This is a genomic window from Oxalobacter paeniformigenes, from assembly GCF_027158465.1.
GTDB lineage: Bacteria > Pseudomonadota > Gammaproteobacteria > Burkholderiales > Burkholderiaceae_D > Oxalobacter > Oxalobacter paeniformigenes.
The window spans coordinates 136,421-150,297 of sequence record NZ_JAMKYL010000003.1 but is presented as its reverse complement, the minus strand read 5'-3'; the positions used below and the strand labels follow the sequence as shown (position 1 = coordinate 150,297).

The 13,877-nt window shown below is 50.3% G+C and carries 24 protein-coding genes; 18 read left to right on the top strand and 6 right to left on the bottom strand.

Translation table 11 applies throughout. The annotated features are described in order from the left end of the window. Window positions 1–16 precede the first annotated feature (16 nt). Together NAI64_RS05695 and NAI64_RS05690 are read right to left on the bottom strand one after the other, a co-directional pair. The gene (locus NAI64_RS05695; RefSeq protein WP_269298641.1) at window positions 17–214 is read right to left on the bottom strand and encodes a hypothetical protein; all 198 of its coding nucleotides are present in this window, start codon (window positions 212–214) and stop codon (window positions 17–19) included. Between the two features lie 9 nt (window positions 215–223). After that, window positions 224–430, bottom strand: coding sequence for a helix-turn-helix domain-containing protein (locus tag NAI64_RS05690; RefSeq protein WP_269298640.1), 207 nt, complete (start codon window positions 428–430; stop codon window positions 224–226). A gap of 98 nt (window positions 431–528) precedes the next feature. Between NAI64_RS05690 and NAI64_RS05685 the strand changes: the two genes are divergently transcribed. Then, window positions 529–1,179, top strand: coding sequence for an XRE family transcriptional regulator (locus NAI64_RS05685; protein WP_269298638.1), 651 nt, complete (start codon window positions 529–531; stop codon window positions 1,177–1,179). A gap of 415 nt (window positions 1,180–1,594) precedes the next feature. On the opposite strand, the gene NAI64_RS05680 is transcribed toward NAI64_RS05685, so the two are convergent. Together NAI64_RS05680 and NAI64_RS05675 are read right to left on the bottom strand one after the other, a co-directional pair. After that, window positions 1,595–1,879: a helix-turn-helix domain-containing protein gene (locus NAI64_RS05680; protein WP_269298637.1), complete on the bottom strand. Its 285-nt coding sequence runs from the start codon at window positions 1,877–1,879 to the stop codon at window positions 1,595–1,597. Continuing rightward, window positions 1,872–2,204: a type II toxin-antitoxin system RelE/ParE family toxin gene (locus NAI64_RS05675; RefSeq protein ID WP_269298635.1), complete on the bottom strand. Its 333-nt coding sequence runs from the start codon at window positions 2,202–2,204 to the stop codon at window positions 1,872–1,874. The genes NAI64_RS05680 and NAI64_RS05675 overlap by 8 nt, the downstream gene beginning before the upstream one ends. Window positions 2,205–2,375: 171 nt before the next feature. On the opposite strand from NAI64_RS05675, the gene NAI64_RS05670 reads away from it, so the two are divergent. From NAI64_RS05670 to NAI64_RS05595, 16 genes are all read left to right on the top strand, one after another. Next, the gene (locus NAI64_RS05670; RefSeq protein WP_269298633.1) at window positions 2,376–2,741 is read left to right on the top strand and encodes a hypothetical protein; all 366 of its coding nucleotides are present in this window, start codon (window positions 2,376–2,378) and stop codon (window positions 2,739–2,741) included. A 3-nt stretch (window positions 2,742–2,744) separates the two neighbouring features. Next, window positions 2,745–2,957, top strand: coding sequence for a Thoeris anti-defense Tad2 family protein (locus tag NAI64_RS05665; RefSeq protein WP_269298631.1), 213 nt, complete (start codon window positions 2,745–2,747; stop codon window positions 2,955–2,957). After that, window positions 2,950–3,135, top strand: coding sequence for a hypothetical protein (locus tag NAI64_RS05660; RefSeq protein WP_269298629.1), 186 nt, complete (start codon window positions 2,950–2,952; stop codon window positions 3,133–3,135). The genes NAI64_RS05665 and NAI64_RS05660 overlap by 8 nt, the downstream gene beginning before the upstream one ends. Further along, a complete protein-coding gene (locus NAI64_RS05655; RefSeq protein ID WP_269298627.1) occupies window positions 3,132–3,317 on the top strand; it encodes a hypothetical protein in 186 nt (61 codons plus the stop codon). The genes NAI64_RS05660 and NAI64_RS05655 overlap by 4 nt, the downstream gene beginning before the upstream one ends. After that, on the top strand, window positions 3,314–4,270 hold the full coding sequence (locus NAI64_RS05650; RefSeq protein WP_269298625.1) for a YqaJ viral recombinase family nuclease: 957 nt from the start codon (window positions 3,314–3,316) through the stop codon (window positions 4,268–4,270). Before NAI64_RS05655 ends, NAI64_RS05650 begins: the two co-directional genes overlap by 4 nt. Next, entirely contained in the window at window positions 4,267–5,277 is a 1,011-nt protein-coding gene (locus NAI64_RS05645) for a recombinase family protein (RefSeq protein WP_269298623.1), read from the top strand. The genes NAI64_RS05650 and NAI64_RS05645 overlap by 4 nt, the downstream gene beginning before the upstream one ends. Beyond that, on the top strand, window positions 5,274–5,474 hold the full coding sequence (locus NAI64_RS05640) for a hypothetical protein (protein WP_269298621.1): 201 nt from the start codon (window positions 5,274–5,276) through the stop codon (window positions 5,472–5,474). Before NAI64_RS05645 ends, NAI64_RS05640 begins: the two co-directional genes overlap by 4 nt. 62 nt (window positions 5,475–5,536) lie before the next feature. After that, window positions 5,537–5,983 carry a DUF2829 domain-containing protein gene (locus NAI64_RS05635; protein WP_269298620.1) on the top strand — a complete coding sequence of 149 codons (447 nt, stop codon included), beginning with the start codon at window positions 5,537–5,539 and terminating at the stop codon, window positions 5,981–5,983. 39 nt (window positions 5,984–6,022) lie between these two features. Beyond that, window positions 6,023–6,364, top strand: coding sequence for a hypothetical protein (locus tag NAI64_RS05630; RefSeq protein WP_269298618.1), 342 nt, complete (start codon window positions 6,023–6,025; stop codon window positions 6,362–6,364). Window positions 6,365–6,393: 29 nt separating this feature from the next. Beyond that, complete coding sequence (locus tag NAI64_RS05625; RefSeq protein WP_269298617.1) at window positions 6,394–7,242, top strand: DUF2303 family protein; 849 nt, start codon at window positions 6,394–6,396, stop codon at window positions 7,240–7,242. Between the two features lie 233 nt (window positions 7,243–7,475). Continuing rightward, a complete protein-coding gene (locus NAI64_RS05620) occupies window positions 7,476–7,685 on the top strand; it encodes a hypothetical protein (RefSeq protein ID WP_269298615.1) in 210 nt (69 codons plus the stop codon). A gap of 15 nt (window positions 7,686–7,700) precedes the next feature. Next, complete coding sequence (gene ssb / locus NAI64_RS05615; RefSeq protein ID WP_269298613.1) at window positions 7,701–8,159, top strand: single-stranded DNA-binding protein; 459 nt, start codon at window positions 7,701–7,703, stop codon at window positions 8,157–8,159. Window positions 8,160–8,442: 283 nt separating this feature from the next. Then, entirely contained in the window at window positions 8,443–9,351 is a 909-nt protein-coding gene (locus tag NAI64_RS05610; RefSeq protein WP_269298612.1) for a BRO family protein, read from the top strand. Between the two features lie 51 nt (window positions 9,352–9,402). Beyond that, window positions 9,403–9,603: a hypothetical protein gene (locus NAI64_RS05605; protein WP_269298610.1), complete on the top strand. Its 201-nt coding sequence runs from the start codon at window positions 9,403–9,405 to the stop codon at window positions 9,601–9,603. Beyond that, window positions 9,603–9,818 (top strand): DUF4224 domain-containing protein, encoded by a 216-nt coding sequence (locus NAI64_RS05600; protein ID WP_269298608.1) that lies wholly within the window; start codon window positions 9,603–9,605, stop codon window positions 9,816–9,818. Before NAI64_RS05605 ends, NAI64_RS05600 begins: the two co-directional genes overlap by 1 nt. Beyond that, entirely contained in the window at window positions 9,815–10,915 is a 1,101-nt protein-coding gene (locus NAI64_RS05595) for a tyrosine-type recombinase/integrase (RefSeq protein WP_269298606.1), read from the top strand. The genes NAI64_RS05600 and NAI64_RS05595 overlap by 4 nt, the downstream gene beginning before the upstream one ends. Window positions 10,916–10,957: 42 nt before the next feature. Here the strand turns inward: NAI64_RS05595 and earP are convergent, their stop codons facing one another. Continuing rightward, the gene (gene earP, locus NAI64_RS05590; protein WP_269298604.1) at window positions 10,958–12,124 is read right to left on the bottom strand and encodes an elongation factor P maturation arginine rhamnosyltransferase EarP; all 1,167 of its coding nucleotides are present in this window, start codon (window positions 12,122–12,124) and stop codon (window positions 10,958–10,960) included. A 28-nt stretch (window positions 12,125–12,152) separates the two neighbouring features. Further along, window positions 12,153–12,941 (bottom strand): inositol monophosphatase family protein, encoded by a 789-nt coding sequence (locus tag NAI64_RS05585; RefSeq protein WP_269298727.1) that lies wholly within the window; start codon window positions 12,939–12,941, stop codon window positions 12,153–12,155. A 155-nt stretch (window positions 12,942–13,096) separates the two neighbouring features. Between NAI64_RS05585 and NAI64_RS05580 the strand changes: the two genes are divergently transcribed. Continuing rightward, on the top strand, window positions 13,097–13,876 hold the full coding sequence (locus NAI64_RS05580) for an RNA methyltransferase (protein ID WP_269298602.1): 780 nt from the start codon (window positions 13,097–13,099) through the stop codon (window positions 13,874–13,876). Window position 13,877: the final 1 nt, after the last annotated feature.

Sequence of the window (13,877 nt, the reverse complement as noted above, 5' to 3'; positions counted from 1 at the left end):
TGAACAAATTCCGCCCCTAATCGTCCCTCACCGTCCCTGCCAATAGATCACGCTGGTCGCTACCATGACCATACGCAAACTCACGGAGAATTTTTCGGATGAACGGCGACAGAGAATCGAACCCCTGCCTCGCGGCAATCACCTTCAGATCAGACTTGAGCGTTTCTCCCAGCCAGACCTTCACCTCATCGGTCAGCTTCTCACGGCGCTTCATAAACTGTCCTCATTGCGAAAACCTTTTCGGGTACAGAATTTCAATCTCTCTTATTTTGCCCTCAAAAAATTCGGACAAACGTTCAGCAAGATTAGGCGATGGGACTTGCTTACCGCGCTCAATCCTCGAAAGATGTGATGCACTGATACCCAATTCGCCGGAAACAAACTGTAACGACAAACCGTGCCTCTTTCTGCATTCCTTCAATCTGCTCATACAAAATAACCGATATTTGAGTGATGCTCAAAATATACCACGGATTTTCGTTTTGTCAACTATTTGCCTGTAAGTCAAAAACAAAAGAAGATATCAATATGAAATTTGGACAACGACTAAAAGAAATCCGCCTCTCCAGAAACCTGACCATGACAGACGTGGAAGCCCGCGCCGGTCTGAAGGTCGGAAACATCAGCAGGATCGAGAAGGGAACACAATGGGTATCGGAAGATTCCTTGCATGCCATTGCGCGTGCCCTCGATGTCCCAGTCGCAACACTCTTTACTGAGGAAAATTCCAACAGCACAAGCGGCTACATTACATTCCAAAGACTGAATGTTCAGGCCAGCGCAGGGGCAGGAAGCGAACCTGTCGAATATCCAGACGTCCTGCAGGAAATTCGTGTACTTGAATCATGGGCACGTCAAACGCTGGGAGTTGTCGATCCCAGTCGGATAAAAATCATCACCTGCAAGGGCGATTCCATGACGCCAACAGTTCGTCCTGGAGATATTGTATTTGTCGATATCTCCGTCCGGCATTTTCAGGCAGAAGGAATTTATGTATTGGCATGGCAAAATCAACTTCTCTTGAAGCGTCTGAATGCCTTGTTTGACGGCAGGCTGGCAATACAAAGCGATAACGAAACCAACTATAAAACAGAATACGTTAAGGCAGAACAATCCGATCAACTGACCATTTGCGGGAAAGTACTCGGCTGGTGGACATTGAGGAAAAGTGGGATGTAGTATGGATTTCAGAGACTTTCTGGAAAATGTTCTAAAATGTGCTTTTATTGTTGGTGCTTCTCTTTTTTGGCTATATCTTGCATTTGATTCTTGGTATAACGACAAGGAAACAAAGACTCTATTAACAAGAATACTTGTGTGTTTTTACCCATCATTCATTTTTTTATACGGGCTCATATTTTTTGTCAAATATTCATTTTTCACATTTAATGATTACATGTTCTTTATAGGATGGTTTGTCGTATCGATATATGGAACACTTGTCATCAGCGACTACCCAAAACATAGACCAGAAGGAAGCAAGTTTTTTAAAATAGCGATGTTATTAACAATAATTATTGTTTGTGCCAAGGTCGTCTGGTCAGCAATAAAGCACTGATTTCCCACTTACGAATGTAGGAGAAATCACATCATCCTATACCAACCGTACATGCAATTTTTTCCCGACTACCTGCGCATACCGTTTTAGCATAGACATCGACGGCAAACTACCGGATGCCAAGCCTTTCTCAAGCCTTGCAACAGATGATTGCGTAGTACCCATACGTTCCGCTACCTGTGCTTGCGTCAGACCAGCTGCATTTCTTGCGGCAAGAATATCATCCAACAGCTGGAATTCAGCTTCAAGCTTATCGTATTCTTCCCGGAAAGCTGGGTCCTTCATCCATTCGGATACCATTTCTTCGTGAGTTTTACTCATTTCTTTTCTCCTTCATTCTTGACAACGCAATATCCAGATCACGCTTCGGCGTCTTTTGTGTTTTCTTGATAAAGCTGTGAAGAATAACAATTTTCCGACCAACCTTCGTGCAAAAAAAAGCACGTCCGATCCCCACTTCAGCCTTGACGCGCAACTCGAATAACCCACTCCCGAAGGCCTTCGTATGCGGTTCGCCGAGATTTCCTCCATATATTTTCATGCGTTCAGTCAATCTGGCGTAGCGCGCACGGAGAGAAACCGGCCAACCGTCAATATCCTGCCGAACATCATCATTGTAGTAATCGATTGAATATCGCTTTTCCATGAGCGGATTATAGCATTATTGCTATATTTTACAAATGCAGCGACAACCTCTCCCATCCAACGAAATGTAGTACCACGACAACAAAAAACAATAAATTTTGAGCTTGACTCAAAATTTATATTTGAGTAACATGCGCTTGTATATTGAGTATCACTCAAACAGGTGAAAAAAATGAGCGCACAAATTATCACAGCAGGCCCCGGCGATTCCTGCACATACCCGATCGGCACTTGCGACCCGCAATGCATCGATTACGAAGCACTCATGTCCATGGATGAATCCAACCATGACGACATCGTGCGTGAGCTGGAAGCAGACAAATACGAAACACAAGTCGAAGTCGGCAAGAAGATAGCGGCATCCGACCCGTCATGGTTCGGAGAAGCGGCATCCATCTGCTTGCGTTATCAGGCAGCCAAAAAAAAGAAAGACGCCTTGGGAAGAATGCGAGCGTACTTCCAACTCATGCAGGTTTTCAATCATTTGACCAACTGCGCCATCGAGGAATGCGCAAAAGACAGAACTGAACAGGAGTGAGACATGGATTTCGGATTTGCGATCAAAAAGATGAAACAGGGCGAACGGGTATTCAGGAAAAGCTATCCGTCTCGCGCTTACGGGATTGCCAGAAACGGCAACGACCAAATGATTTCGGACTTCACTTGCTACGGTCATATGAGCATGGCAGTCCTGACGACTAAAGACATTCTCGCTGAAGACTGGGAACTGTTTACGGGGTGGAATGATGACTGAACAGCAATTTTCCTTCTACTCACTGAACGCAATGGCACAGCAAATGGATGTCATGGCGCGAAACGGCGTAAACATCGCATGGCTCTACGAATCATGCCGTGACGTTTATGCGGAAGTGCCGGTTCGTCGCAAGCGAACTGAAACACGGCTCAACCATCATCATCGAGGCCTGAAATGAACCGCTACATCCACCTCGACACCGCATGGCGATACATCATCACGGCATTTTTCGTCGGCACCGTACTCGGCTGCCTCATCGCCTACGTATGGACAGATGACGCCCGCATCGAACAGGACGAACAACTCGTCCGCATCAGCAAGATCGTGGCATCCCATTACCGGAAGGAGTGCGGAAAATGAACAGAACAGACTTTCTCGCCACCCGCCGCACCGGCATCGGCGGCTCCGACATCGGCGCCATACTCGGCCTGTCCACATGGCGTACCCCCTACGACGTTTTCCTTGAAAAAACATCGCCTGATATCACGCCAAAAGAATCCGATTCCATGTACTGGGGAACCGTACTCGAAGATGTGGTGGCGTCCGAATACCAGATCCGTACCGGACGCCGTGTGCAGCGTGTACGCCAGACAATGCGCCATCCGGAATACGACTTCGCCATCGCCAACATCGACCGGGCCGTCATCGTCCCGGAAATCGCCGGCAATGTCCGCTGGAAAAACGGCAAGCTGACCACCGACCGCATACTGGAATGCAAAACGGCCAATGGATTCGCCGCCTCCGAATGGGGCGAACCCGGAACGGATTTCGTACCGGACAGCTATCTGTGCCAATGCCAGTGGTACCTGGGCGTTACGAATACGCAAGTGGCCGATCTGGCCGTCCTGATCGGCGGCAATGATTACCGGACATTCACCATCGAGCGCGACCCGGAACTGTTCGCCGACATGATCGACGCGGCCGGCACATTCTGGAAAAACTGCCGGAAAGGTATCGCGCCGGATCCGGCGACCGTACAGGACGCCGCACGCAAATGGCCGCGCCACATCGCCGGCAAGTCCGTCATCGTCGATGTCGATATCGCCAGCGCCTGCGAACAACTGGAAATCCTCAACGCCCGTATCAAGTCACTGAACGAAGAAGCCGACGACCTGAAACGGCAAATCATGACCGCTTTCGGCGATGCCGAAGAAATCACCTGTCAGGGCAACCGGCTGGCGACATGGAAAACCCAGACATCCCATCGTCTCGACAGCAAACGCCTGAAAGAAGACCACCCCGAGCTGGTCGCCGAATACACCAAAACAACCGAATCCCGTATTTTACGACTTACCAAACGAGGCAAGAAATGACTACCGCCATAACAGAACAGAGACAACCGGCCTTTTCCCTCACCCCGCAATCAATCGATGAAGCCTTGAGATTTGCGGAAATGCTGAGCAAATCCAGCATCGTGCCGAAAGACTACCAGGGCAATGCCGGCAACATACTGGTTGCCATCCAGTGGGGCATGGAAATCGGCTTGCAGCCATTGCAGGCCATGCAAAACATCGCCGTCATCAACGGCCGCCCCTCCATCTGGGGAGACGCCATGCTGGCGATCGTCCGCGGCTCCGGTCTGCTGGAATACATCCGGGAAGAACCGACAGACGAAAGCTGTACCTGCACGATCAAGCGCAAGGGAGAAGACCCCGTCACTCGTACCTTTACCATGGCGGATGCAAAGAAAGCAGGACTGGCCAACAAACAGGGGCCATGGACCCAGTATCCCAAACGCATGATGCAAATGCGTGCCAGAGCGTATGCACTGCGCGACGTATTTCCGGATGTCTTGCGCGGCGTGGAAGTCGCCGAAATCGCAAGCGACCTGCCGGTACCGGAAAAAGACATGGGCAAAGCCGACGTAATCGATGAGACGAAACCGGCCGCCACGACAAAAACCGCCGCCCTGAAAAACCGGATCGCCGCGAAAAAATCAACCAGAGAACCCGTCACACTGCAGGTCGTGATGGCTGCAATCGGCAGTGCGACCACACTGGACGAACTGAAGAAAACGGCGGACATGGCTGCCGGTCTGACGAATCCTGACGACAAGGAACAAGCCCGAAAAGCATATGCCGAAAAAAAAGCCGCACTCAAGGCGGAATCCGTCGATCCGGATACCGGCGAAATCACACAACAACCACAGGATGAAACCATCCCCGCTTCCGAAATCGCCAACCAGATCGAAAACGCGAAAACACTGGACGACCTTTACATGGCCGCCGACGGCATCCGCTTCGTGCCACAAGAACAGCAAGACGAACTGAACCGGATGTACGAAGAAGCCAAAGCACGCCTTGAAGGAGACGTGAAATGAGCAATGAACTGGTGAAGTTACGTGAAATGCTCTGCGAGATTTTCGGCAATGTGGATTCGTATCTGATTGTCGCAAGAGATGGCGATCAGGCCTACACGTCATTGGAAGCCAATGATGATGATCTGGCTTATATGGTTGCGCTCGCCAATAAAGTGCTCATGAAACGTCTGGAATCCAAAAACGAAAAACTGAATTAGTGCTGTCACAACCCAGTTACCCGGATCTGGCCAAAATCCGGGACCCATGAAGGAGAAAACAAATGCAGCAATTTATCGGCACAAAACTCATAAATGCGAAACCGATGACTCGCGGTGAGTATAACAAGTATCGCGGCTGGGAAGTCCCGGACAATGAAAATCCTGAGGACGCTGGTTATCTGGTCGAATATCAGGACAGCCCGACAGCCAATACGCCAGACCATGCAGGGTATGTGTCTTGGTCACCCAAGGATGTGTTCGACAAAGCGTACAGGCAGTCCGATGGCATGCCGTTTGGCCTGGCAATCGAGGCACTCAAAAGGGGATTTCTCGTCTCCAGAAAAGGATGGAACGGTCAAGGAATGTGGTTACAGCTGATCGAACCTTTATCCGATGTGCATCTCGCATATATCCAAATGAAAACCGTTGACGGCAACTATGTCCCATGGCTGGCAAGCCAGACCGACATGCTTGCTGATGACTGGATGATTGTCGAGTGCCGATTTTAGCCCGGCCATTAAAAAACAGGGACATAAAGGAGAAAACAAATGTCTGTAAGACCCATCACCGATACGTTACGACAAATCGCAGGCGGCGAATTTATCGACAAATCAAGCGACATGATGGCCGAATTGGTCAGAGCAGTTGATGAGCAAGGCGGTCAAGGTTCCATCACACTGAAAATCACAGTCAAGCGTGCAACGGCCAGCGGAGCCATGACCGTGACTGGGAAAGCCACCCTGTCGAAACCGGCAGAAGCACCGATGGAAGCACTCTTGTTCGTCACACCGGAAGGCAATCTGGTTCCTGACAATCCGAACCAGCAAAAGCTCAATCTCAGGACTGTTGACGTTCCTGCCGTTCCACTGAAAACGGCAAACGCTCAATAACCCCCCTCTTACTCTTAAAGGACTTTGACATGGACGAAGAAAACAAGAACATCGCGGAAACGATTTTCGAGAACGCGCCACAACCGATTACCGTTTACGAAAACGATGAAATCCAGTTCCGGAAAATCGCCGTCCCGGAAGGATGGAAAGTACAGGACTTCGACAACGAAGCCTTGTTGCCGAGGCCGAGACGAAAGAAGGCGACGGTATCGCTCAAAGACGCAGACAGTTTTATCAAATACATCAAACGTCACGGTTCGCTTACCGCCTGCACGATCTGGGGAAACGTTGATTACCTCAACAGCAAAGCTCAGTTTCAGGCTGTCATCAATGACCACGGCGAAAAAGAAGACGAGCAGGCATGGCGCGACCACATCGCACGCTTTACGCCGCAGTTTTCACCGGAGTATCAGCGATGGATAGGTAAAAACGGAACCGTCATGTCACAAGTCGAGTTCGCTGAATTCCTTGACAACAATCAGACGGACATCGCCAGTCCGGAAGGCTACCCATCCAGTGCGGAAATCCTCAATATGGCCCTCAACTTCGAGGCAAAGCAGGATTACCGATTCAAGTCATCGGTCCGCCTGCAAAGCGGCGGCGTCAATATGACGTTTGTCCAGGACGACGACGCAGGGACCATCGAACAGATGAAGGTATTTGACCGATTTGCCATCGGTATCCCGGTTTATTTCGGATGTGACGCCTATCAGATCAATGCCCGGCTCCGCTACCGACACCGCGAAGGCAAGGTTGTGTTCTGGTATGAGCTCATCCGCCCTGATCTCGTCATGAAAGCTGCGACGGACACCATTATCGAAAAGATCAAGTCTGAATGTGGTCAGCCGTTCTTCTTCGGAAATCCGTTTGCCAGCTAATTGATCGGTTCCCCCTGTTTCCTCAAACAGGGGCCATTATGCAAGCCGATTGATCCAGTCGGTTTACATCATGGCGAAACGACCATGACGCCTGCTTTTGCGGATGATTCTCAGGCGATTACGTTCTTTGTCGCTTATCTGGGGATTAGCTCCTAGACCTTTCTAAATTGGCAAAGCGGAAAGACGCTTGACAGCCGGACAGACGGCATCAACGTATTGAAATAGGGGTTGTAATGGCTTTGAAAAAAAGAAAGGAAACACCGCTCCCGCCACCGCCACCAAATAGCGATGTACTTATCAATCAGGGAATGGCGGGCGATGAAGTGATAGTGAGAATTGATGTTTATGGCGCTAAATTGAATATCGAAGGATCGTCATTCGCTCATGTGAAGTATGCCGCAATGTGCCTCGGTGAGATTCTTGGTGTCGATAAAGCGAATTAGAGAAAGGCGAAAAAGATGGCATCGATCAACAAAGTCATCCTCATCGGCCATCTCGGCCGCGATCCGGAAAACCGGTATCTGCCGAGCGGCGAACAGGTCACCAGCATTGCAATTGCCACGACTGACCGCTGGCGCGACAAGGCGACCGGTGACATGAAGGAACAGACCGAATGGCACCGCATTTCCTTCTTCGGCAAGCTCGCAGAAATCGCTGGCCAGTATCTGAAGAAGGGATCGCAGGTTTATGTCGAAGGCCGTATCAGGACACGCAAATATACCGACCGCGAAGGAATCGAGCGTTATGCCACCGAAATCATCGGTGACACCATGCAGATGCTGGGAAGCAAACAGGACGGCAGCGCGCAGCCTGCCGGCACGAAACAGCCGGCACAGCGCAACAGCTATGCCGAAGCCAAACAGACCGGACGGCGCCCTGCTCAACCTACAGATGACGATTCGGATATTCCTTTCTGAGGATTTTGAAATGATTGCACAGACAACCACTTGCGGATATACTGACCCTGCACGTGAGAAAAAGCGTGCCGGGCTTGGCAGCTCGTTGATTCTAGGCGCACACCGCCTGAACCTTGTTTTGTGCGGTTTTTTTGTGCGCAAGTCTCCTGTTATGGGCGGAGTTTGCGGGACACCTTCGGGTGTGCCGTTTCCTAGAACGCGGTCTGCCAACCTGCAAGCTCTTGCCCACCCTGCTTGGCAGCTGGGTATGCAAGTTCCAAAAACTTGTTCTAGGAGACATACCATGTCTAACGTATCTCTGTGCGCGTCCGCGCCTGTCGAATTTCAATTTCAATCCAATACCGTTCGTACTGTCGCCATCGATGGTGAAGTCTGGTTCTGTGCTACTGACGTTTGTTCAGTTCTCGGATATGTCAATTCAAGAGACGCTGTTTCAAAACATTGCAAAACGAAGGGTGTAGCGAAACGCGACACCCTTACTGAAAAAGGTAATCAGGAACTTACATACATCAACGAATCCAACTTGTACCGCCTGATTATTCGTTCCAAGAAACCGGAAGCAGAAAAGTTCGAGACGTGGGTTATGGAAGAAGTCCTGCCTGCTATCCGGAAAACCGGCGCCTACTCGCTGACCATTTCCAAGGCCCAGCAAGGCGAATTAGCTACCTTGATCGCCGAACGCTTTCCATCCGGCAAAGACCGCCCCTACGCATGGTCACGCTTCAACAATCATTTCAGGCTGGCCAGCTACAAAGACCTGCCGTCAAGTCGTTTCGACGAGGCATGCGAATACATCAAGACCATGCCTGAACCCGTGCCAGCGTTGCCGAAGCAGGAGGCACATTCCCACATCAATCTGTTCGATCCTGACGAATTCATGCGTGTTCGTGCGATCGCCAACAAATATATTGAAGACGTCGCCGAAAAGGCCAGAGGCGGTAACGTCACTCCATCGATGGAAATTCCGGATGATGTACTGGCGGGACTGTTGGCTGGTTCATTGTGGCGTCACCAGTTTGTTTTGAATATCAGTCATGAGGGAAAAGTACAGATCACGCCAATGCCAGACCCGTTCGATACGGTCACCAGAATCATTTCCGACCCGGGTTGGGTGAATCTTGCAAAGATCAGACAGTTATTCGATGCGTGTATGACTGCTCTGAGCCGAAGGCTTGGGATGGAAAGAGCTTAATTTGATTTCACACGATAAAGCCCGCATTACGCGGGCTTGAGGAGAACAGACATGATCGACCGATGTTTCAGCTGCCGGCGCGTTCCGATCCTGATGCCGGCCAATATCGCACATACCACATGGCAATGCGTCTGCGACTGTGGCGTGGCATCTCACAGCGCCAGGAACAAAAAAGGCGCCGTGGACAACTGGAATACACTGCAACGCCTGCTGGAATGGAACCACAACCATGAAGTGAAAAAGGTGGCGTGATGGGGGAGTTTCTTGATCCAAAAGAAATGGCACAGTTGACCGGTTATAAAACCAATACAGACCAGATCAAATGGTTGAGAGACAGAGGATTTGTTTTTCTTGTTAATGCCCGAAATGTCCCTGTTGTAAGTCGTATCTATTGCCGTCAGCGATTGAGCGGAAAAGCTGCATCTGTTCTTGAAACTGAACCGGATTTTTCGCAAGTTAAAAAATGATTGCTCGAAAAACAAAATACTTCGATCTGCCCTTGCGTATGACAAAGCGTACCCGTATCAAAAAGGATGGCTCTGTCTCAGTCTGGTATTACTACGAGTGTCAGCGCGACGAAAACGGTAAAAAGAAACTCATCCCGCTTGGAAAAAATCTGAATGAAGCAAAACGTAAATGGGCAGAAATCGAAGGAAGACCATCGATAGCACAGAACAGCATTGAGGCTGTTCATGGTAAATACTGGGAATGGGCGAAAGACAAGAAAGAATCCGGTCTGTCGGACATTACGCTCAAAAACTATGCTGCGATGTGGAAAATGCTCTCCCCTGTCTTTGGCAGAATGGATATAAACGCAATCAAACCGGCTCATCTATTGCGCTATCATCATGAACGCTCGTCAAAAATCAGCGGAAAGATGGAAATCAGATATTTGTCCATGCTGTTTGACTGGGCAAGACTGCGAGGATACATGACGACACCGAATCCTGTAACTGGACTGACGCGCCAGCTGTCCGGTAACTCCAGACGAAATATCTATGTGCGTGATCAGGATTACGATCTCGTCATGCAATTTGCCGATCGACCATTGCAGGACGCGATGCGCATTGCCTACCTCACCGGCCAGAGACCATCTGACACACTCAACATGTGCTGGACAGACATCAAAGACAATGTGCTGACCATTGTTCAGCATAAGACAGGCCAGACTGTGCGGATCGCTGTGACAGGAGAACTCGAACAGGTTATCAATAACATCAGACAGCGGAACATCGTCGGTAAAACCCTGGTATGCAATCAACATGGGCAGCCCATCAGGATCAACACGCTACAGACCAAATTTGCGAGAGCAAGGAATCTGGCTATCCTTTACGCTGAGAAAAACAATCTTGATTTCCAGCCGTTCCAGTTTCGGGATTTGCGCGCCAAAGCGGCCTCCGATTCTGACACGCATAGCGATGCACAGAAGCTGCTGGGACACAAACAAAGCAGCACGACGGCCATCTATAGGCGTGACAAAAAAGACGTCGTTCAGCCCGTCATGTCTAAACGCCGTTTAGACATGGATGAGAAAAACAAAAACAAAAAAACTGTAATAAATTGATTTTAAACAAAAAAATCAGTTCATGAAAATATAAAAAATACTTTAACGCAAAGTATTGATAAATCGTACCAAACCGGAGGCCAAATCTGCGTGGAGTGCCAATTTTTTCGCCCAGTCCCTGCCATACTGTTTCAATGATGGCAAGATTTCCAGAAATTTTTCTCCGTTTTCGTCGTCGCAGCACATCTCTCCAACCCCGTTCCATGCATACCAGAAATGCCGAACCGTTTCGGCATGCGCCGCCGGCAAACCTGCCAGATAGCAATCGAGAAATGCATCGAGTTTGACACGATGGGCATCATCTTCCTGAGGATAGATATGCCAGACAAAAGGACGCGCTGCCCACTGTGCCCGGACAAACGAATCCTCGCCACGGACGAAATTGAGGTCGCAAGACCATAACAGGCGGTCATAATCGGCCTGTGGCACCATCGGCAATATCCTGACGGTCAATGTTCCCTTGCGAAACTGTGTTCCGGCCTGCGCCGGCCGCTGCATGAACGACACCAACACATCCGTCGCAACCCCTTCCGGTACCAGACAAACGATCTCATGGCCACACTGTCCGAAGAGATCGAACAATGAAAACACCGGCGCATCGGGATAACAGAAAAGTGAAACCAGCAGCGGACGTTTCGCACCATCAGCCATCTCCGTCGGCAAAAAACGGGCGATACCCGACGAATCGGTCTGCCATGCGTCACGCTCGTCGAACAAACCCGCTTCCCGTATCAGGCCACCGGTATTGCCGGCAAACCCCGGAAAATAAAAATATTTCGTCAATGGTATCCAGGACTGCGGCGAAGCCATGAGATGGCTCTCGCCGACCCATGATTCCGCACTCAGATATTCCAGATTGATCCAGACCGGCGCATGCAGTCTTTCCGCCATGCGTCGGACATATGATTCCGGCAAACGCGCGCCGAAACCTTCGATCACCACATCTGGTATATCATCCGGCAAAAAAAACGGAAAGGCCTCAGGCCACAACATGACGGAAACACCGGAAACTTTCTGTTCAACCCTGTCGGGCAGGATTTCAGGACAGATTTTTTGCAAAACCTCCGGCTTGTCAATCCACAGCCTGACACGAAAGCCGTATTCACCCGCCAACTGTCTGGCAAGACGCCAGCAAACCCCCGCATCACCGAAATTGTCGATAACCTGACAAAACAGATCGAGCCGTTTTCCCGACGAATCCGTATACATGTCAAATACCGAAGCTGGCGGTCATGCCTTATTCGGCTGCTTTCAACAGTGGCAACATCTGTGCGAAGACCCGGGGCGTACCTGCCACGATATTTCCCGATTCCAGAAAACCGGATTCTCCGCCGAAGTCGGCCACGATACCGCCTGCCTCCGATACCAGCAGCGAACCGGCAGCGATATCCCAGATATTGAGCGCCTTTTCGTAATAACCGTCATAGCGACCGCATGCCACATAAGCCAGATCCAGTGCAGCGGAACCCGGACGGCGAACAGCCTGGCAATTCATCGTCATGGTTTCGAACATACGCAGAAATTCCTTCAGCGCTTCGGGATTTTTCTTGCGGCCTGCAAAGCCCGTTCCGATCAGCGCCCTGGAAAGACGATCCGTTTTGCTGACACGGATACGGCGGTTGTTCAGAAAAGCACCTGCGCCCTTCGACGCGGTGAACAGATCGTTATGAACCGGGTCGTAAATCACGCCCTGAGTGATCACACCCCGCTGGCGCAATGCGATCGATACGCAATAGCAGGGAAAACCGTGCATGAAATTGGTCGTTCCATCGATCGGATCGATGATCCAGACATTTTCGCTTTCGTCATTCATGCCGTTCGAGGCACCCGATTCTTCAGCCAGAATGGCATGTGACGGATAGGCAGAAAGCAGCACATCGATGATCTTCGCCTCTGCTGCCTTGTCCACTTCCGTGACAAAATCGTTCTGTTCTTTCTGTTCGACGGCGATCTGTTCGAGATCGAATGAAGCGCGGTTGATGATCGTTCCGGCAAGGCGAGCCGCCTTTACCGCCGTATTAAGCATTGGTTGCATAGCGTATTCGTATAAAAACGTCACCGGCCATATCGGAAAAAAAGGCACAGTGTCATAATGATTCACCGAAAACGGACAAACCGGCAAAAAAAACAGGACATGACCGGAATATGCCGTTTTGTTTTTTCATAAACTTTATATTGTAAATGAACCTGCCAGAAACCGACACATCCATTTTTCACTCGTTGCGTTTTGTCCTTGTCGAAACCAGCCATCCCGGCAATGTCGGCGCGGCGGCACGCGCCATCAAAACCATGGGATTCCATCGTCTTGTACTGGTGCGTCCCCGCTTCGACAATGTCCTCACCCATGAGGAAGCCATTGCTTTCGCCAGCGGTGCCCAGGATATTCTGGAAAACGCGGAAATCGTCGACAACATTGAAAAAGCGCTGGACGGCTGCCGGTTCGCTGCTGCCGTATCGGCACGGTTACGCGAATTCTCGCCCCCTGTCCTGACGCCGAGAAAATTTGCCGAAACCGTCTTGCCGGACGTGCGGATCAACTGTGCACTCGTCTTCGGAAACGAGCGCTATGGCTTGCCCAACGATGCCGTCGAATCCTGTCAGGCGCTCATCCACATTCCCGCCAACCCGGTTTACTCATCCCTCAATCTCGCACAGGCCGTTCAGGTTCTGGCTTATGAAAGCCGGATCGCACTACTGCGAAACGACACATCCGTAACGGAAAACAGCCCCGTCGGTTTCCATGGACAACCTGCATCCGTCGAACAGATTCACGGCATGCTGACCCATCTGGAAGAAGCGCTGACCGCCATCGGATTCCTGAATCCGGACAATCCAAAAAAACTGATGCCACGCCTCAAAAGGCTGTTTTCGCGAAGCGGTCTTGAAACGGAAGAAGTGAATATTCTGCGCGGCATCGCACGACAAATCGAAAAACGCCTGACTACCGGACAAAGGGAATGAA